15 protein-coding genes are annotated in these 18,705 nt (G+C 65.4%); 9 read left to right on the forward strand and 6 right to left on the reverse strand.

Annotated features, from left to right (window positions below; genetic code table 11):
- Positions 1 to 42 precede the first annotated feature (42 nt).
- The 3 genes from FBY31_RS18100 to FBY31_RS18110 are packed head-to-tail and all read right to left on the reverse strand — an operon-like array spanning position 43 to position 2,774.
- Complete coding sequence (locus tag FBY31_RS18100) at positions 43 to 1,083, reverse strand: LacI family DNA-binding transcriptional regulator (RefSeq protein ID WP_142043843.1); 1,041 nt, start codon at positions 1,081 to 1,083, stop codon at positions 43 to 45.
- Positions 1,084 to 1,120: 37 nt separating this feature from the next.
- Positions 1,121 to 2,014 (reverse strand): 5-deoxy-glucuronate isomerase, encoded by an 894-nt coding sequence (iolB, locus tag FBY31_RS18105; protein ID WP_142043845.1) that lies wholly within the window; start codon positions 2,012 to 2,014, stop codon positions 1,121 to 1,123.
- A gap of 19 nt (positions 2,015 to 2,033) precedes the next feature.
- The gene (locus FBY31_RS18110; protein ID WP_142043847.1) at positions 2,034 to 2,774 is read right to left on the reverse strand and encodes a GntR family transcriptional regulator; all 741 of its coding nucleotides are present in this window, start codon (positions 2,772 to 2,774) and stop codon (positions 2,034 to 2,036) included.
- A gap of 282 nt (positions 2,775 to 3,056) precedes the next feature.
- Between FBY31_RS18110 and FBY31_RS18115 the strand changes: the two genes are divergently transcribed.
- Positions 3,057 to 4,190, forward strand: coding sequence for an LOG family protein (locus tag FBY31_RS18115; RefSeq protein ID WP_142043849.1), 1,134 nt, complete (start codon positions 3,057 to 3,059; stop codon positions 4,188 to 4,190).
- Positions 4,191 to 4,227: 37 nt separating this feature from the next.
- Here the strand turns inward: FBY31_RS18115 and FBY31_RS18120 are convergent, their stop codons facing one another.
- Positions 4,228 to 5,169, reverse strand: a complete 942-nt coding sequence (locus FBY31_RS18120) for a matrixin family metalloprotease (protein ID WP_442858190.1) — start codon at positions 5,167 to 5,169, stop codon at positions 4,228 to 4,230.
- A gap of 68 nt (positions 5,170 to 5,237) precedes the next feature.
- Entirely contained in the window at positions 5,238 to 6,371 is a 1,134-nt protein-coding gene (locus FBY31_RS18125; protein ID WP_142043851.1) for a VIT1/CCC1 transporter family protein, read from the reverse strand.
- Between the two features lie 257 nt (positions 6,372 to 6,628).
- Here FBY31_RS18125 and FBY31_RS18130 point away from each other — a divergent pair, with 257 nt between their 5' ends.
- Positions 6,629 to 6,853, forward strand: coding sequence for a hypothetical protein (locus FBY31_RS18130; protein ID WP_142043853.1), 225 nt, complete (start codon positions 6,629 to 6,631; stop codon positions 6,851 to 6,853).
- A 385-nt stretch (positions 6,854 to 7,238) separates the two neighbouring features.
- On the forward strand, positions 7,239 to 7,814 hold the full coding sequence (locus FBY31_RS18135) for a helix-turn-helix domain-containing protein (RefSeq protein ID WP_142043855.1): 576 nt from the start codon (positions 7,239 to 7,241) through the stop codon (positions 7,812 to 7,814).
- A gap of 124 nt (positions 7,815 to 7,938) precedes the next feature.
- Here FBY31_RS18135 and FBY31_RS18140 read toward each other — a convergent pair whose 3' ends face one another.
- Entirely contained in the window at positions 7,939 to 8,766 is an 828-nt protein-coding gene (locus tag FBY31_RS18140) for an endonuclease domain-containing protein (protein ID WP_142043857.1), read from the reverse strand.
- A 317-nt stretch (positions 8,767 to 9,083) separates the two neighbouring features.
- Between FBY31_RS18140 and speB the strand changes: the two genes are divergently transcribed.
- The 6 genes from speB (at position 9,084) to FBY31_RS18170 (ending at position 18,692) form a co-directional block, all read left to right on the forward strand.
- Complete coding sequence (gene speB / locus FBY31_RS18145; RefSeq protein ID WP_142043859.1) at positions 9,084 to 10,148, forward strand: agmatinase; 1,065 nt, start codon at positions 9,084 to 9,086, stop codon at positions 10,146 to 10,148.
- Between the two features lie 5 nt (positions 10,149 to 10,153).
- Positions 10,154 to 11,863, forward strand: coding sequence for a thiamine pyrophosphate-binding protein (locus FBY31_RS18150; protein ID WP_142043861.1), 1,710 nt, complete (start codon positions 10,154 to 10,156; stop codon positions 11,861 to 11,863).
- Between the two features lie 151 nt (positions 11,864 to 12,014).
- On the forward strand, positions 12,015 to 12,512 hold the full coding sequence (locus FBY31_RS18155; protein WP_142043863.1) for a MarR family winged helix-turn-helix transcriptional regulator: 498 nt from the start codon (positions 12,015 to 12,017) through the stop codon (positions 12,510 to 12,512).
- Entirely contained in the window at positions 12,505 to 14,709 is a 2,205-nt protein-coding gene (locus tag FBY31_RS18160; protein WP_142043865.1) for an MDR family MFS transporter, read from the forward strand. Before FBY31_RS18155 ends, FBY31_RS18160 begins: the two co-directional genes overlap by 8 nt.
- 180 nt (positions 14,710 to 14,889) lie before the next feature.
- Entirely contained in the window at positions 14,890 to 16,623 is a 1,734-nt protein-coding gene (locus FBY31_RS18165; protein ID WP_142043867.1) for an ABC transporter ATP-binding protein, read from the forward strand.
- Positions 16,620 to 18,692: an ABC transporter ATP-binding protein gene (locus FBY31_RS18170; RefSeq protein ID WP_142043869.1), complete on the forward strand. Its 2,073-nt coding sequence runs from the start codon at positions 16,620 to 16,622 to the stop codon at positions 18,690 to 18,692. The genes FBY31_RS18165 and FBY31_RS18170 overlap by 4 nt, the downstream gene beginning before the upstream one ends.
- Positions 18,693 to 18,705 lie beyond the last annotated feature (13 nt).

An 18,705-nucleotide genomic window follows, 5' to 3' on the forward strand; every position in this document is an offset into this window, starting at 1 on the left:
CGAAGATGCCCCGCTGAGAAGCCCCGCGGGGCATCTTTCGTCTCAGTCCCCGGCGTGCCGTTTGGAACCCTGGCTCCCGGCGGTGGACCTGCGGGCCATCAGGGCGGGCTGAAGTGTGCGGGTTATGGGTTCCCCGCCAGGATTGGCCACCCGGTCCAGCATCACCTGCGCCGCTAAACGGCCAAGTTCCCCGGCGTGTTGATCGATAGAGGTCAGCCCGATCAGCGGTGAGGCGGCCGCCTCGGTGTTGTCGCAGCCCACGATGGCCACGTCATCCGGAACGGCCATCCCATGGGTGTGCAGGGCCTCCATAACGCCAATTGCCGTGAGGTCGTTGTGGGCAAAAATTGCAGTAGGCAGCGCAGTGCGGTTGGCCAGGAAATTCTCCATCACCTGCCGTCCGCCGCGTTCGGTCATGTCACTGTGCACCAGCATCGGCTCGAGCCCGAACTGCTTCATGGCGTGCAGGTAGCCTTCCCTGCGGGCTGTGTAGGGAAGCCAGTCAGAGATATCGATGTGCGCGATGCGCCGGTGCCCCAGTCCGTACAGGTGCTCCACCGCAAGCGCCCCGGAGCGGAAGTCGTCGGTCAGGACGGAATCGACGCCGTCGACCTCCATCTCCCGGGTGATGACGACGGCGGGGGTCCCGCGCAGGGCAGCCGCCAACTCACCGGATGTGCCGGTGTAGCCGGCCAGCAGCACACCGTCCACCCGCAGGTCCACGAAGGACCGGACGGCTTCAAGTTCCGTTCGTGGATCAGCGGAGCCGACGGCGACCATCACCTGGTTGCCGCTGCCAGCCAGTCCTTCCGCGATGCCGTCATAGATATCGGCGAAGACGGAGTTGTGCAGGTCAAGGAAGAGGACGCCCAGGGTTTTGGTGCGGTGGCTGGCCAGACGGCTCGCCAACCGGTTGGGGGAATAGCCCAGGGCGGCGGCGGCTTCCAGCACGGCGGCACGCTTGCCGGGCGACACGTTGGGCGACTCGCGCATGACCAGGGACACCAGGGCGCGGCTCACCCCGGCGTCGCGCGCTACGTCCTCCATGGTGACCGGCCGGGGCGCGGCGGAACTCTGCTTCACAACATGCCACTATGCCATCCGGCCGCGGGCAGCCGGTTCAGGCGCCGAACGGCAGCCGCGGGTCGATATCCTGGCCATCCCAGCTCTGGCGGACCCAGCCGTGGTGCGGGTCGTCACTGATCAGCCATTCCCGCACCGGCCCCGGGCCTGCCATCACGTTCAGGTAGTACAGGTCGTAGCCCGGCGCCGCCATAGCCGGGCCGTGCCAGCCGTAGGGGACCAGCACAACATCGCCAGTGCGAACTTCCGCCGAGACATCGATGGGACGCTCGTCGGAGGCGTAGACCCGCTGGTAGCCGATGGCGTCAGCGTCGGCGGGTGCGGCGGAACCGGCTGCCACTTGGGTTTCGAAGTAGTAGATCTCCTCGAGGTGGGTCTCGCCGTCTTTCTCCTCGTCGTGCTTGTGCGGGGGGTATGAGGACCAGTTGCCAGCGGGGGTGAGGACTTCGCAGACGATGAACCGGTCGGCTTCCAGCGCGGCGGGAGTGCCGAAGTTGTGGACCTGGCGGGAGCAGTTGCCGGCCCCGCGCAGCTCCACGGGCGTTTCGGCCGCGGTCACCAGGCGGGTGGGATACCAGGCATTGGCGGGCGCCGCTGCAACGGCAACCCGCCCGCCGTCCGCAGAGCTGATGGTCACGCCCCGCCCGGTTCCGGAGTACAGGACGTCGCTGGGGCCCTGGAACACCGAGGCGCGGCCCTTCAGGGGGTACCCGGTCCCATCCACCGTCACGGTGAAGGATCCGTTGAGGGGCACCACGATACGTTCCTCACCGGCGGCGGGAAGTTCGACGGCGGCCCCCGCGGCGAGTGTGGCGACCTTCAGTCCGGTGTGTGCCCACCCCTCCACGGTGAGGGAGGAATCGGAGGTTCCGATCGAGACGTCCCATTTACCGTCAGTGGCGGTGCCCAGCGGATAGACCCAGTTGGCCATAAGGTTTTGCTCCTTGCGGTTAGCGCTGTACGAGTGTCATTTCAAAGCTGTAGGAATCGGCGCGATACACGTGCTGTCCCGTTTCCACCCGCCGGCCGGTGTCGTCCACGGCGGTGCGTTCCATGGTGACCAGTGCAGATCCGGGTGCGGCGTCCAGCATGGAGGCCTGGTAGTCGTTGGCGGTCATGGCGCCGATGCGCTGAGTGGCCAGGCGGAAGTTCACGCCCCCGCGGCGGAGGATCGAATATAGGCCTTCGGCGGCCAGCATGGCTTCATCCATGGCCGCGATGTCATCACGTACCCAGTTCTCCATCAGTGCCAACGGCTTGCCGCCCACCTTCCGCAGCCGGGTGAAGTGGTAAACCTTGGATCCGGCCGGCAGTTGGAGTGTTGCCAGGGTTGCCTCGTCCGCCTCTACGTGGGCGAAGCTCAAAACGTCCGTGGTGGGCTTTTTACCGTTATTCGTGAGGTCGTCATAGAGGCTGGAAAGCTCCAATGGGCGGCGCACTTGGCTGGAGACCACCTGCGTGCCCACCCCACGTTTGCGAACCAGCAGTCCCGACCGGACCAGCTCGTCCATGGCCTTGCGCATGGTGGGGCGGGAAAGGTTCAGTTGGGCGGCGAGGTCGATTTCATTCTCCAGCCGGCTGCCCGGTTCCAGTACCCCGCTGTAGATCGCGGCTTCGATACCCTGCACCACCTGGTGGTAGAGGGGCACTGGAGAGGAGCGGTCGATGATGAGACCGAGGTTGTTCGCCACGTTTCATTCCTGTTCTAGGCTGCAGCTCCGGGCCCGATCCGCTAAGGCACAACCGGCCGCTTTGCCACTATATGTTCTCTTGATAGGACATACTTTCCTCTTCGATCGTAGCAGGCGGTTCCGCGGCGGTGAAGTCCCGCACGACTGCCCGCCTAACAAGCCGCTTCCGATCCCAACGCGGGGTCAGATGCGGCCCTCTCCGGGACTCCGGATGGGCCGCATCTGACCCCGCGTTGTTTGGTTCCCCTACGCTGGGTGGATGAGCACCATAAAGGGGTGGCGGTGAATCCCTCCGGAAAACTCGGGCCCAGCCCCCGCATCCTCGATGTGGAGGACCTGGCCAGCTTCGACCGGCTGGTCAGCTCTGGAGCCGAGGACATGGATGGCTGGCACGCCCAGTCCCTTGACCTCCGCGGGCGGTCTGCCGCGCTGAGCCAAATCCGGGTCGAGGGCGCCATCTTCCTGGGCTGCACCTTTGACGAGGGAATGGAGGACGGGCTCCGCCGCCGGGGCGCCCTGATCTTCCCACGCGTCGAGGGCGTGCCCTTCAACCCCTACCGGGCCGGGCTTTACTCGCCGCAGGAGCTGTACGAGGGACTCGCGGATTCGCCGTACGAAGAACTGCCGGACGCGAGGATCTACCAGTGGAGCATCCAGCCCGGGCTGCGGCACCGGCTGGATGCCACCCTGGCCTCGGCCCTCCACGACCATGCCATTGGCGATGCGCTGGACGAGCTTCACCGGTCGGACGGCTGGTCGGGCCGGAAAATGGTGGGCGTGATGGGCGGGCACGCCGCCCAGCGGGGGAGTGCCGACTACGCCCAGGCGGCACTGCTGGGCAGGCTGCTGGCGCGGGACGGCCACATGGTGGGGACGGGAGGCGGGCCCGGCGCCATGGAGGCTGCCAACCTTGGCGCCTACCTCAGCCAAGCCGACGACGGCGCGCTGCAGGCCGCGCTTCAGACGCTCGCCTCCGTCCCGGGCTTTCGTCCCTCGGTGTCCGCGTGGGCTCGCGCGGCGGCTGCCGTCGTCGAACGCTATCCCGGAGGAACAACGTCCCTGGGGATCCCCACCTGGTTCTACGGTCACGAGCCGCCCAACTACTTCGCCACGCACATCGCCAAGTACTTCGCCAACGCCATCCGCGAAGCCATCCTGCTGGAGCTCTGCCACGGCGGCATTGTGTTCCTGCCCGGAGCGGCTGGAACGGTCCAGGAGATCTTCCAGGATGCGTGTGAGAACTACTACGCTCCGGAGCTGAAGGTTACCCCAATGGTGCTGGTGGGCAAGCATCACTGGGAGCATCAGTACCCGGCGTGGCCCATGCTCCGCAGCCTGGCAGCGGGACGGTCCATGGAAGAGCGGATCTTCCTCGTTGACTCGGTGGAGGACGCCGTGGCAGTTCTGCGCGGCTGACCGCCCGGACCGATTCCTGCAGCCGGTCCGGAACTGGTTACAGATCCTTCCGGCACTGCGCTTTGCTCAGCTCGTACAGGCCGTTGAGATCGCCGGCTGACAGGCCCTCCGGAGTGCCAATCTCCGGGTACATCAGCTGGGTGGGATCAGCCACGTGGTCCAGCCCCATCACGTGGCTGAGCTCGTGCAGGATCACGGCTGTGGCGTAGAGATGGCCGTCCGGATCCAGGAGGTCGTCAGCGATCTGCGCCGCGTCCAGGTCGAGGCCGCCGGTTACGAACGTCTTGGGGCCGTCGTCGTAGCCGTAATGGGTGCTGCCGCCCGTGCCGATCACTTTCCCCTTCAGCTGCGGGGCAACCTCCGGGGTGGTCCACGCGATGAGCAGCGGCGCCCAGCGCTCGCCGTACTCGTCAGGCTGGTACGGGGGCCGCTGCGGTGAAGGCTGCTCACTCGTGGTGCCGTCGTAGACAAAGGTGATGCCGGTGGCGGCGGAAATAGTGATGATCGCGTCCGAAACCAGTTGCTGCGCGCCGGCCGGGGCCAGGTCATCGTTGACCACATAGTGCAGCGGCCGGCAGGGGGAGTAGCCCACGGGACTGCCGTCGCCGTTGACCGCAAGGAACTTGTACGAGTCGCTTCCCACAGCCGGCGGCACGGGCTCACCCAAGGGCACTTCCGCTTCTTCAAGTCCCGCCGGTGGGGCTCCGGTCCGTGCCTCGGCCGGTGCATTCGAACCAGCTTCGCCGGTGGGCTGTGCCGGCCCCTCCTGCTGGCCGCCAGGGCCGAGCCGGATATCAAGGAGATCCTTGAACCGCGGGTTGTCCAGCACCATTGCGGCGCCGAACAGTGCTGCGGAGAACAGGGCACCCGTGAACACGAACCGAAGGGCGCCGGTGCTTCCAACGCGCGCCCGTCTTCCGGGATGGCGCGGCGGCTGGCCCTCCACTACTGCACCCCCAATGCGTCCCCTTTGATCCACTGCTGTCAGTGAGTCCTACTGCTAATGGAGCCTACTGCCAAAGATCGGTTGCCAAACAACAAAATGCGCTAACCAACAACGGTGCCGAAGACCAGCCCCAGCAGGTAGGTGACGGCAGCGGCGCCAAGTCCGATCGCGAGTTGGCGCAGGCCGCGGGTCAGGGGTGATGTTCCGGAGAGCAGACCGACGATGCCGCCGGTGACCAGCAGGGCAAGGCCCACGAGCACGCCGGCCACCACGAGCGCAGGTACTCCGGTCAGCCCGAAGATGAACGGCAGGATGGGCACGATGGCGCCGGAGGCAAAGAAGCAGAAGCTGGACAGTGCCGCTCCCCAGGCGGTCCCTACGGCTTGGTGCTCGTCCTCGGCGTCCGGCAGCTCCGGCTGGAGGGAGAGGCTGGGGTCGCAGTCGCAGGACAGGAGGCCCGTGCGTTCGGACACCCGGTGCTGGGCCGCTTCCTGCGACATTCCCCGGGCCAGGTATACGAGCAGGAGTTCGTTGTGCTCGAGGTCAAGCTTTGGCGCCGCCGCCAGGGTGATCTGCGTGGGGCGGGTGGCTGCGAGGAGCTCCCGCTGGGAGCGGACGGAGATGAATTCGCCGGCACCCATCGACATCGCTCCCGCCAGAAGCCCGGCGATGCCGCTGAGCAGCACCACGCTGCTGGCCACGCCGGACGCCGCCATGCCCATCACCAGGGAGAGGTTGCTGACCAGGCCGTCGTTCGCGCCGAAGACGGCGGCGCGGAATGTGCCTGCCAGGCGGTTCCGCCCCCGGGTGGCAAGCCCGCGGACCACTTCCTCGTGGATCTGCTCGTCGGCAGCCATCGCCTCGGTGGCGTTGGGGTCCTTGGCGTAAGGGGAGCGGCCTTCGGCGCGCTGGGCCAGGGCAAGGACGAAGACCGAACCGAAGTGCCTGGCCAGGAAACCCAGCAGCTGGCTGCGGAGGGAGGCCGGACGCGGTTTCCCTGCATGCCCCGCCAGAAGGCGGAGCCAGTGTTCCTCGTGCCGGCCCTCTGCTTCCGCAAGTGCAAGCAGGATGTCCCGCTCTTCGCCCTGCCGGTTCTGCGCCAGATCCCGATAGACGGCGGCCTCTGCACGTTCGTCGGCCAGGTACTGGCGCCAGCGGCGGATGTCCGAGGGCGTGGGCTGGGACCCTTCCCTGGCTGGGGCTTGTTGATGGTTGGGATGGGCGTGCTGCGACACGAAAACTCCTGGGCTGGACGGGGCATGAATGTGGCCCCATTGCCCAGCCAGCTTACCGCGGAATTCGGCGGTTTTTCGGCTGGCTGCCCTTACTCCGGAGTTTCGGCAGCCCTCAAAATCCAGCTGATTTTGAGGGCTCGGGCGGCTGGTCGCCCACCCTTGACCGTGGCACCCTCCGGTGCTGTGATGAAAGTGTGGGCGCCGGCCAGCGCCCACAGGAACGAGCACGTCAGTGGCGAACAAACGGAGGTTGCACCATGAACACCACCGGACAGCACCCGGACATGCCCCACCTTGAATCCGTAGAAGCCGATCCTGCTTACGACTACGCCGAAGATGTACCTGTCAGCGATGAGGACTGGGACACCGAGGATGAATTCCTGGACGCGGAAGAACCTGTGGTCCAGGCGCCTCCTGTAGTGATAGACGCCGAGGACCGGGTGGTCCCGCTGGACCCGGACGAGGTCCGCGAGCCTGAATAAATAGGCACTGGATACAACCGCACTAAAGAGAACGACACCGAATAGAACGGACGACGGCGGCACCTTCCTTCGCTGGGAAGCGAAAGGAGGTGCCGCCGTCGCGCGTGTCCTTGAAGCTGCAGCCAGGGGGGACTGCTTCCCTGGAAGCCTCCCGGGTCTCCTGCCCGGAAGACACGGCGCTGCCAGTTCCGCACCACCTCGGGCTCGGTGGGCTTCGTCAGCAGGGAAACCGCTACATAAACCACGGCCGAGGTGAGCAGGCCGTACAGTCAAGGGGAAACTGGTGCCCGGAGCCACGCCCGCCATCAGACGCGTCACAGAAGCGGCTCGCTATTAGTATTGCTCCAGAGTGGGGGCCGGGCTGCCGGCCATGAAAGGTACGCAGATGAAGGCACTGCCAGTTGAGCCGAGCAACGTGCCCGTTGCCATCGGGTCCAGGATCCGGGCCGCACGGCAGTCCCAGCGGCTCACCATCGAGCAGGTTGCTGACGCCACCGGGCTTACCAAGGGGTTCCTCAGCCGGGTGGAACGGGACCTGACGTCGCCGTCGGTCGCGTCGCTGGTGACACTCTGCCAGGTCCTGTCGATTTCCATTGGAGACCTGTTTGCCGCGCCGGAGACCCACCTCACCAAGCGCAACGAAGGGCCGCGGATCTCGCTCGGAGGCCAGGGGATCGTCGAGCGGCTGCTGACGGCCCGTTCGGAGCGGCGTATCCAGATCATCCAGGCCTGCATCGAGCCGCACGGCCGGGGCGAGTCCGAGCTCTACGCGGTGGACTGCGACGTTGACGTGCTCCATGTGATCAAGGGCAATATCCGGCTGATCCTCACCAACGAGCAGTACGACCTCAGCGCCGGGGATACCGTCACTTTCCCCGGCCGCGAGCCGCACACCTGGGTCAACCCGACTGACAAGCCCGTCGAGGTCCTCTGGGTCCTGGTTCCCGCCGCGAGCCGCTGATTCTGCCGTTGTGCGTTCCTCCCCGGTTCGTGCAGTCACCCAGGTTCACCCTCCCCGAAACTGCGCGGCGCTCGCCAGTCTCCCGCATAGACCGCTCGAGGCAACCGGGCTGGAGCGTCCGCTTTCAGCTGGACCGGGCGGTTCTGAGCGCGAGCGCCGCTTGGATGTCGTCCAAAACTTGTTGCTGGTTGAACCAGATGTGCTCGGGCATATAGCGAAGAACGGCGTAACCCTTGACGGTTGATGAGTTGTTCCGGTCCCTATCCCTGAGCATGTCCGCCCGTTGTGAGTGGAATGCGTAACCGTCAATCTCAACAATGAGGAAGCCGTCCAGGAGGAAGTCAACCCGCCCGATGCCAGGCAGGAACACCTGCGGTTCAAAGCCGATGCCGTTGGTCCGGAACAGGTGCTGCGCGTCTACCTCCACAATTGACTCGGCCCGCAGGTCCAGCACGCGAAGTGTCCGCAGAGCCGGCGCCGACCGGTCTCCACGGAGCTGGTCCTTCAGGAGTTCCACCGGCACCCCATGAAGCCGGATGGCCGAGGTGGCAAGGGCGGTGGACGCCGGCGGCGGCAGGCAGCCCAGTCCGTGCAGCACGACGTCCTCCACTGCCGCGAAGGGCTGGAGCTGGTCTGAGGGGAAACGTGTGGTGCGATGCCGGATGAACCCCGCGCCGTGACCGTGGTTGCAAGCCAGGTGCAGTTGGGCCGGCGGGTTCCGGATCCAAAGTCCGTAATGGGCGGCAGCGCTGGCGCACGTCAGCCTGCCGTTGTGGTGGAGGGCTGCTGCCAGCTCCTCGTTGCAGCCTGGAGCCAGGAAGATCCCGCGCCGCGGTTGCCTGGCCCCTAGCTTCAGCAGCCCGGCAATATTCCTTCTTGAATAGCCGGCATCGAGAAGTTGGCCAGTTCGGGCTGCTCCACCGGCGTGCACGAGGTACTCGAGGATGTCCATGAACACATTGCAGGCCGCATGGCGCGCACTCGGACAGCGGTTTTACTCCTATGTGGGTAACCCGTATCAGCCTTGCCCGTACCTTCCGGCCCGGTTGCTCTTCTCGGGCCCGCTTGTTTGAGAAGTGTGGCCGCGTTGTTCCGGGGGTGACGAGGACCAGGTTGAAACGGAGGGAGGAGTAACGGGGCGGGAGGGTACGCGTGTGCGGTGCCAAAGCCGGGACAAGCGTCATTGGTAAACATGTGGTGCACATATGAAAACAAGCTGTATGATGGCAGTCATATCAGTCCCTGAACTCCGCGAAGGAGAGGCCTCCATTGGAAGAGCTGCGCATCGAAGCCAACGGCAACCTTGGCCCCATCGATTCATCCCGCATCCCCCGTTACGCCGGGGCTGCCACCTACGCCCGCCTTCCGCGCCTTGACCAGGTGGAAAAAGCAGATGTCACCGTGGTGGGCGTGCCCTTCGACTCCGGAGTCTCCTACCGCCCGGGGGCGCGTTTCGGCGCAAACCATATCCGTGAAGCCAGCCGCCTCCTGCGCCCCTACAACCCCGCTTGGGATGTGAGCCCGTTCGAAAACATCCAGGTGGCCGACGCCGGGGACATGGCAGTCAACCCGTTCAACATCAACGAAGCCATCGAAACCATTCAGCAGAACGCCCTGGACCTGACGGGCGCCGGCAGCAAACTGGTGACCCTGGGCGGGGACCACACCATCGCGCTGCCCCTGCTCCGGGCTGCCGCCGAACGCGCCGGGGAACCCATCGCCATGCTCCACTTCGACGCGCACCTGGACACCTGGGACACCTACTTCGGCGCCGAGTACACCCACGGCACGCCGTTCCGCCGTGCCGTCGAGGAGGGCATTCTCGACACCGAAGCCATCAGCCACATCGGCACCCGCGGCCCGCTGTACGGCAAAAAGGATCTCGACGACGACCACCGCTTTGGCTTCGGCATCGTCACCTCAGCCGACGTCTACTACCAGGGCGTCCTGGAAACCGTGGCCAAGGTCCGCGACCGGATCGGCAGCCGTCCCCTGTACATCTCGGTGGACATTGACGTCCTGGACCCAGCCCACGCTCCCGGTACCGGCACCCCGGAAGCCGGCGGCATCACCAGCCGCGAACTGCTCGAAATCATCCGGGGCTTCCGCGGTATGAACCTGGTGGGCGCCGACGTCGTGGAGGTAGCTCCCGCCTACGACCACGCTGAAATCACCGGCGTGGCAGCCAGCCACGTCGCCTACGAACTGGTGACCCTGATGGCGGACAACGCCGTACCCGGTGACCGCTTCGGAGCGGAAACTGGCTACGCAGCCCAGGCGCTCGGCCAGGAAGTCCGCCGCCCGGCAGGCTTCGCAGCTGCCGGCAAGGAGTAACACGAATGATCGATTCCGATCCGGGGACGGCGGCCGCGGGTGCAGGGAGCAACGCAGGGACAGGTGCACGCAACGGCGGGGACCTCGTCGTCGAGACCCTCGAGGCGCTGGGCGCCAAGACCGTCTTTGGCATCCCGGGGCAACACGCTTTGGGACTGTTTGACGCGATGGGCCGGGGAAACCTGCAGTTCGTCTCCTCGCGGGTGGAGAACAACTCCGCCTTCGCCGCGGACGGCTACTCACGCGCCACCGGTGAAGTGGGGGTTCTGTTCCTTTCCACCGGCCCCGGGGCGCTGACGTCCCTGGCCGGGCTGCAGGAAGCGTACGCCACAGGTGTGCCGATGGTGGTGGTGGCCAGCCAGATTCCGCTGGAAGGCCTCGGCGCCCGGCGCAAGGGCATGCTGCACCAGCTCGATGACCAAAAAGCGTCGGCCGCCAACGTCACCAAGAGCCAGCGGCTGATCCAGCATGCATCCGGCATCCCGTCCGCCATCCAGGACGCCTGGACCGAGGCGATCTCCTCGCCCCAGGGGCCGGTGTGGATCGAAATCCCGCAGAACGTCCTGCTCGATCCGATCATGGTTCCGCCGGTGGAGGACGCGCTCGCGGAAGCGGCGGACAACCCGCCGCGCGTTGAGCTGGTCCGCGAAGCGGTGAAATGGCTGCAGGCGGCCGAGCGGCCGGCGATCATCGCCGGCGGCGGAACCCGCCGGGGCAAGGCGGAGAAGGCCCTGCTGTCCATCGCGGAGAAGCTTCGCGCCCTGGTCATCTGCACTCCGGGCGGCAACGGCGCCTTCCCCTGGACCCACGAGTTGTCGCTGCAGTCCTGGATCGAGGACCGCTATATGACCGATGTGCTGGAGGACGCCGATGTCCTGGTGGTCATCGGTTCATCCCTGGGCGAGGTCACCTCCAACTACTTCACCTTCCAACCGCGCGGCCGCATCATCCAGATCGATGCTGAACCCCGCGTGCTGGAATCCAACCGCCCAGGGCTGGGCATCCGCGCCGACGCCGGCCAGGCCCTCGTCGCCCTGGATGAGGCACTGCAGCTGGAGCCGGCACATCCCAGGCCCAACTGGCATGGAGTGTCGCCGGAGGACCTGGTGCAGGAATCGCTGGCCAAAGTCCGCGCCCGCCTGGAATCCCAGGACCTGGCCAAGGAACTGAAGTTCATGGCAGACATCCGCGAGGCAGTGCCGGCGGACATGCAGACCTTCTGGGACATGACCATCGCCGCCTACTGGGGCTGGAGCTGCTGGGACGCCCGCGAGGGCCAGTTCCACTCCGCACAGGGTGCGGGGGGCCTGGGCTACGGCTTCCCTGCGGCGATCGGAGCGGCGGTGGGCCTGAAAACACTGGGCAAACCCGGCCGGGTGCTCGCAGTGTCAGGTGACGGCTCGTCCATGTACTCCATTTCCGAACTGGCGACAGCCAGGCAGCACAATGTGCCGGTCACCTGGCTCATCGTGGACGACGGCGGCTACGGCATCCTGCGCGAATACATGGTGGGCGCCTTCGGCAAGGCAACCGCCACTGAACTGGCACGCCCCGACTTTGTTAAGCTCGCCGAAGCATTCGGTGTGCCGGCCACTAAAGTGGCACCCGAGGATGTGGGGGAGGCGCTGAAGGCGGGATTCGCCGCAGACGGGCCCAACGTCGTCGTGGTGGAAACGCTCCTGAAAATGTTCGCACCCACCCACCTGGCTGAGTGACGAGCCACTTTAACCGAATACCTCAGAAGGGTCCCGGCTGCCACATGCAACCGGGACTCTTCTGCATTCCCGCTCCGGCTCCTTTAGTTTCCCAAAGCAACCAAGTTAAGATATAGTTGCTTCAGGCAAACAAGTAAGGAGCCTGGAAGCAATGGCAGTAGCACCGGATACGGCAGCGGATCTCGTCTACCAGATCTTCAATCTCCAGCGCGCGGTGCGGTGCATCGCCACCGCCAACGTCCGCGGGCAGGAGACGGGAGTGGCCCTTCAAGGGGTCCTGCGGTTCGTGGGGGAGGGGGAAACCCGTGCCACCCGGCTGGCCGAGCGGCTGGGAGTCAGCGCGCCCGTCCTCAGCCGCCACATCGCGGACCTGGAGGAGCAGGGCCTGGTGGTCCGCAGGCAGGATCCCCTCGACGGCAGGGCCCAGCTGGTTGCCCTCACGCCGCTGGGAGTGGAGAGACTCCGCAACATCGAAGAGCAGCGGACCGCGGTCCTCCAGGACTACCTGAGCGACTGGACCGAGGAGGACGCGGGCGACACGGCGAAATCGCTCCGCAGGCTCACCGAATCGCTCAAGAAATCAGCCCGGGCAACGGCGGCCGGCACCACCAATGAAGACAAGACTTTGGAGGAGTCACTTAATGGCTAACGTCACCGCCACCGGGCAGCACGAGCGCGCCCGGGCCGGGAAGCAGGAATCGCGGCAGTCCAAACGCCACGAACCCGGCGTCCCGATGAACCACCGGCAGATCATGGAGGCCCTGACCGGCCTGCTGGCTGCCTTCTTTACCGCTATCCTCAGCAGCACCATCGTGGCGAACGCCCTGCCCACCATCATGTCCGAGCTCAAGGGCACCCAGACCGACTTCGCGTGGGTCATCACGGCGGCGCTCCTCGCAAACGCAGCCACCACCCCCATCTGGGGCAAGCTCGCTGACCTCTTCGACAAAAAGCTCCTGGTCCAGCTCAGCATCGTGATCTTTGTGGCCGGGTCCGTCATGGCCGGTTTCTCAGAAAACATCCCGTTCCTGCTGACTGCCCGCGTGATCCAGGGCATTGCGATGGGTGGCCTGACCGCCCTGGCCCAGGCAATCATCGGCTCCATCATCCCGCCCCGCGAACGCGGCAAGTACTCCGGCTACATGGGTGCGGTGATGGCGGTCGGCACCGCCGGCGGCCCCCTGCTGGGCGGCTTCATCGTGGACAGCCCGCTGGGCTGGCGCTGGACCTTCTTCGTCTGCGTCCCCCTCGCCGTCGTAGCCCTGATCCTGCTCCAGGTCACACTGAAGGTTCCGCACATCAAGCGGCCGGCCAGGATCGACTGGCTCGGCGCCATCCTGCTGACCAGCGGAGTGAGCCTGCTCCTGGTCTGGGTTTCCTTCGCCGGCAAGGCCGACTACTACGACTGGTGGTCCTGGCAGTCCGCAGTGATGGTGGGCGGCGGCGTCCTCCTGCTCGCCCTGCTGGTGCTGGTTGAATCCAAGGTCTCCCAACCGATCATCCCGCTGAAGATCATCTCCGAGCGCACCACAGCCCTGGCCATCGTCGCTTCCGTGGCCGTCGGCGTCGCCATGTTCGGGTCCTCCACCTTCCTGGGCCAGTACTACCAGGTGGCCCGGGGCGCCTCGCCCACCGAAGCCGGCCTGCTGACCCTCCCCATGATTGCCGGCAACCTGGTGGGCTCGGTGGCATCCGGCCAGCTCATCAGCCGCTACGGCAAGTGGAAGCGCTTCCTGATCGGCGGCACCGTCCTGCTGATCGGCGGCCTGGCGCTCGCCGGGACCATGGACCACACCACCGAACTCTGGCTCACCGGCCTTTACACCGCAATCTTCGGCATCGGCCTGGGCATGCTGATGCAGAACCTGGTCCTGGCTGTGCAGAACACTGTCCAGGCATCAGACATCGGCTCCGCCAGTGCCTCTGTTGCCTTCTTCCGTTCCGTCGGCGGCGCCATCGGCGTGTCCGTCCTCGGTGCCGTCATGGCCAACCACGTCAAGGACCTGGCCACCGACGGCCTCACCAAGCTGGGCATCCAGGCTTCCGGGGACAGCAGTGCAACGCTGGACCTGAAGGACCTGCCCGCCCCGGTGGCCGACGTTATGCGCGCCGCTTACGGTGATGCCACTGCGGGAATCTTCATGATCTCGGCCGCTGTAAGCGTGGTTGCCCTGCTCGCCGTCCTGTTCATCAAGGAAAAGCCGCTGCGCCGGACCGTGGACCTGACCCCGGAAGCGATCCTGCAGGCGGACGCCGCCGGCGAAGCAGGCATTACCGCCATGACCGGGCAGCTGCCGCTGGTATCGGCTGCCGTATCCGGTAAGAGTGCAGGCACTGATGCTGGTAACACTGCGGGCAGTGTTGGCAATAAGGCGTACGACGGCGGCACCTCCCGGGTGCCGGCCGCGGGTTCCACAATGCTCGCCGCGGACGATCTTGAGGAGGCCTTTGCCCTCAGCCTCGAGGCCGGTCCGGTTCGACGCGGTATGGCCGAGCGGGTCGCATCGCCTGCCGCGGACAGCGCCGGAAGAGCCGGAGGCTTTGCAGCCAGGGCGGCAGTGACCGCCGCCGCTTCAACCGCCGCCGCAACTGCCGCCGAAACAGTGCAGAAGCTGCAGGACACCCAGCACCTGCTGGCCCGGCAGCAGGTGGAGTTGGGGAAACTGGTGCTGGACATCCAGGAGCAGCTGCGGTCCCAGCGCGAAGTGGCGGCCCAGCAGGCCGCGACGGCGGCTGAGCTCAGCCGGCTGAAGCGCAGGCTCCTCAAGGAACGGAAGTCCCAGGCTGCCGCGGCGCTCTACATCGCCAGCCACGGCAAGCACAGCGCCTCCGCACGGCAGGACTAAGCGCCGCAGGACTAAGCGTCGCAGGGCTCATGCCTGAGGCCACTTAAACCGCCGTCGGGCACCGGAACCAAGCGGTGCCTGGCGGCGGTTTGCGTTGCCCGGAGTTGGATTAATCAATTCCACAGGAAAATAAGCTCCGCGGTCGGCGCGTTGTCGGTGGCCAACACTAGAGTTGGGATCATGCTCCTCACCCTCATCCGGCGCTACTCAAGACCGTATGCGCCGTACATTCTGGCTGTCATTTTCTTCCAGCTGGCGTCCACCATCGCAGCCCTTTACCTTCCCAGCCTGAACGCCCGGATCATCGACGAAGGGGTATCCCGCGGGGATACTGACTTCATCTGGCGCACGGGTGCCGTGATGCTGCTGGTGGCCTTCGTCCAGGTGGGGACGGCGATTGCCGGGGTCTACTTCGGCTCCAAGACGGCGATGGCGCTGGGCAGGGACCTGCGGCGGGCATTGTTCCGCAAGGTCACCAGCTTCTCGGCCAAAGACGTCAACGCCTTTGGTGCCCCCACCCTGATCACGCGCGGCACCAACGATGTCCAGCAGGTGCAGATGCTGATGCTGATGGCGCTGAACTTCATGGTGGCCACCCCCCTCATGTGCATCGGCGGCATCATCATGGCCCTGCGTGAGGACATCAACCTGTCCTGGCTGGTCTGGGTCTCCGTACCCGTCCTGGTCGTGGTGGTGGGTTACCTGGTGGTCCGCCTGATGCCGCTGTTCCGATCGATGCAGAAGAAGATTGACCGCATCAACGGGGTCCTGAGGGAGCAGATCATCGGCATCAGGGTGGTGCGGGCCTTTGTCCGTGAACCGTATGAAACCGGGCGGTTCGGCGAGGCGAACAAGGACCTCACTGACGTCTCGCTGAAGATCGGCGCCCTTTTTGTCCTGATGTTCCCGGTCATCGGCATGATCCTGCACCTGTCCACGGCTGCGGTGCTGTGGTTCGGCGGGCAGCGCGTGGATTCCGGACAGATGCAGGTGGGCGCCCTGACGGCATTCCTGCAGTACCTGCTGCAGATCCTGATGGCCGTCATGATGGGCACCTTTATGGCCATGATGATCCCGCGTGCCTCGGTGTGTGCGGACCGCATCGGCGAGGTGCTCGACGTCGAACCCTCCATCCACGATCCCGAACGGCCGGAGACCCCGGCTGCACTCGCCGGCGTGGTGGAGTACCGGAACGTCACCTTCGCGTACCCGGGTGCGGAGTCCCCGGTGCTGAGCAACATCAGCTTCACCGCCAAGCCGGGCGAGACCATCGCGATCATCGGTTCCACGGGCGCAGGGAAGACATCCCTGTTGTCCCTGTTGCCGCGTCTCTACGACATCGCCGAGGGCGAGGTGCTCCTGGACGGAGTGTCCGCCAGCAACCTGGACCGGGCGGAGATCACCAGGCGCGTGGCACTGGTCCCGCAGCGCCCCTACCTCTTCTCCGGCACCATTGAACATAACCTCCGCTTCGGAAAGACCGAAGCCACGGACCAGGAACTGTGGGACGCACTTGAGGTGGCGCAGGGCGCCGATTTTGTCCGGGAAAAAAAGAACGGCTTGAACTCGCGGATTTCCCAGGGCGGCACCAACGTCTCCGGCGGCCAGCGGCAGCGCCTTTGCATCGCCCGCGCACTGGTCACCAAGCCCCGGGTCTACCTCTTTGACGACTCCTTCTCCGCCCTTGACGTGGCCACTGACGCCCGCCTCCGGACTGCGCTCAAGCGCACCACCGCTGACGCCACGGTCATCATCGTGGCCCAGCGCATTTCCACCATCACCGAAGCGGACCAGATCCTGGTCCTGGACAACGGCCGCATCGTGGACCGCGGAACTCACGAGGAACTCCTGGAAACCTCACCTACCTATCAGGAAATTGTTGAATCCCAGCTGAGCGTGGAGGAAATGGCATGAGCGCCCGCAAGAAGAACGTCGCCGAGGTGAATGGTGCGGCTGTGAAGGAGCAGCTCCATGCCGGGCTGGCGGAAGGCGTGGTGGAGGATGACGAGTTCTTCGAAGAGGAGTTCAAGCCTTCTGAAGCCGACGGCGGCATGTTCGGGGCCATGCCGGCCAAAAAAGCCGAACACTTCTGGCCTTCGGCAAAGCGCCTGATAGGCCTGCTTAAGCCTGAGGCACTGGGGATCTACGCGGTGGTGGGCCTGGTGGTGGTCGCGGTGGTCCTGAACGTCATTGCGCCCAAGATCCTGGGCCAGGCGATGGACGTGATCTTTGGCGGCGTGGTCGGCAAGCAACTCCCGGCAGGCGCCAGCAAGGAAGAGTTCGTGGAGGGACTGCGCCTGCAGGGGCAGGACAACTTCGCAGACATGATCTCCAAAATGGAACTGCTGCCCGGGAGCGGTATCGACTTCCAGAAGCTGTCCTTCCTTATTGCCGTGGTGCTGCTGATGTACTTTGTTGCCAACATCTTCCTGTGGCTGCAGGGCTACGTCCTGAACCGCATCGTGATGAAGGTGATCCGCCGGCTCCGGGATGACACCGAAAAGAAGCTGAACCGGCTTCCGCTGAACTACTTCGACACCCGCCAGCGCGGCGACGTACTGTCCCGGGTGACCAACGACGTCGACAACATCCAGCAGGCACTCCAGCAGGCTTTCGCGCAGCTGATCAACTCGCTCCTGACAGTCCTCGGCATCGTGATCATGATGTTCATCGTCTCCTGGCAGCTGGCCCTGATCGCCCTGATCGCACTGCCGCTGTCCGGTGTCGCGGCGGGCATGATCGGCGCGCGCAGCCAGAAGCTTTTTGCCGCCCAGTGGAAGAACACCGGCTCCCTCAACGGCCAGATCGAGGAATCCTTCTCAGGGCACGACCTCGTGCGGGTCTTCGGCCGGGACGCCGACATGCTGGAACGTTTCGAGGAACGCAACGAGGCCCTCTACAAGGCAAGTTTCGGGGCCCAGTTCGTTTCGGGGATCATCTTCCCCGTGATGCAGTTTGTCTCCTACCTCAGCTACGTGGGCATCGCCGTGGTGGGCGGGCTTCGGGTCGCCTCCGGCTCCATGTCCCTGGGCGACGCGACGGCCTTCATCCAGTACTCCCGGGAGTTCACGCAGCCCCTTGGCCAGATGGCGGGCATGGCCAACATGCTCCAGTCCGGCGTGGCGTCCTCCGAGCGGGTGTTCGAATTCCTGGATGCCGAGGAACAGGGCGTCGAGACGGCCACGGAGCACCTTCCGGCCAAAACCGACGGGCACGTTGAGTTCAAGAACGTTACGTTCAGCTACAACGAAGACAAGAAGCTGATCGAGAACCTCTCCTTCACGGCCGAGCCTGGAAACACCGTAGCTATCGTCGGGCCCACCGGCGCCGGCAAGACCACACTGGTGAACCTGGTGATGCGGTTCTACGAGCTCAACTCCGGGTCCATCACCCTGGACGGGGTGGACATCACCCACCTCAGCCGGTCCGAACTCCGCTCCAAGGTGGGCATGGTGCTGCAGGACGCCTGGCTGTTCGGCGGGTCGATCTACGACAACATCCGGTACGGCAACCTCGACGCCACTGAAGAACAGGTGATGGCCGCAGCCAAGGCCACGTTCGTGGACCGCTTCGTCCGTGCCCTGCCCGAGGGTTATGACACCGTGATCGACGAGGAAGGCAACAACGTCAGCGCCGGGGAAAAGCAGCTCATCACCATCGCCCGCGCATTTGTGGCCAACCCTTCGCTGCTGATCCTCGACGAGGCCACCAGCTCCGTTGACACCCGCACCGAACTCCTGGTGCAGAAGGCCATGGCGGCGCTGCGGACGGACCGCACCAGCTTTGTGATCGCCCACCGGCTCTCCACCATCCGCGACGCCGACACGATCCTGGTGATGGAGAACGGCAGGATCGTGGAGCAGGGCAACCACAAGGTCCTCCTCGCTGCCGAAGGGGCCTACTACCGGCTGTACATGTCGCAGTTCGCGGGCTCGGAAGCCGGGGAAGCGCCCGTGGATGACTCGACGGCGGTGCACAGTTGAGCGCGCAGGAGGT

It is taken from the genome of Arthrobacter sp. SLBN-100 (assembly GCF_006715305.1).
Lineage (GTDB): Bacteria > Actinomycetota > Actinomycetes > Actinomycetales > Micrococcaceae > Arthrobacter.

Excerpts from the sequence above, each read along its gene's own strand:
- FBY31_RS18150 (WP_142043861.1), top strand. The coding sequence starts at position 10,154 with ATGATCGATTCCGATCCGGGGACGGCGGCCGCGGGTGCAGGGAGCAAC.
- FBY31_RS18155 (WP_142043863.1), top strand. The coding sequence starts at position 12,015 with ATGGCAGTAGCACCGGATACGGCAGCGGATCTCGTCTACCAGATCTTC.
- FBY31_RS18140 (WP_142043857.1), bottom strand. The coding sequence starts at position 8,766 with ATGGACATCCTCGAGTACCTCGTGCACGCCGGTGGAGCAGCCCGAACT.
- FBY31_RS18160 (WP_142043865.1), top strand. The coding sequence starts at position 12,505 with ATGGCTAACGTCACCGCCACCGGGCAGCACGAGCGCGCCCGGGCCGGG.
- FBY31_RS18130 (WP_142043853.1), top strand. The coding sequence starts at position 6,629 with ATGAACACCACCGGACAGCACCCGGACATGCCCCACCTTGAATCCGTA.
- FBY31_RS18165 (WP_142043867.1), top strand. The coding sequence starts at position 14,890 with ATGCTCCTCACCCTCATCCGGCGCTACTCAAGACCGTATGCGCCGTAC.
- FBY31_RS18135 (WP_142043855.1), top strand. The coding sequence starts at position 7,239 with ATGAAGGCACTGCCAGTTGAGCCGAGCAACGTGCCCGTTGCCATCGGG.
- iolB (WP_142043845.1), bottom strand. The coding sequence starts at position 2,014 with ATGGCCAACTGGGTCTATCCGCTGGGCACCGCCACTGACGGTAAATGG.
- FBY31_RS18170 (WP_142043869.1), top strand. The coding sequence starts at position 16,620 with ATGAGCGCCCGCAAGAAGAACGTCGCCGAGGTGAATGGTGCGGCTGTG.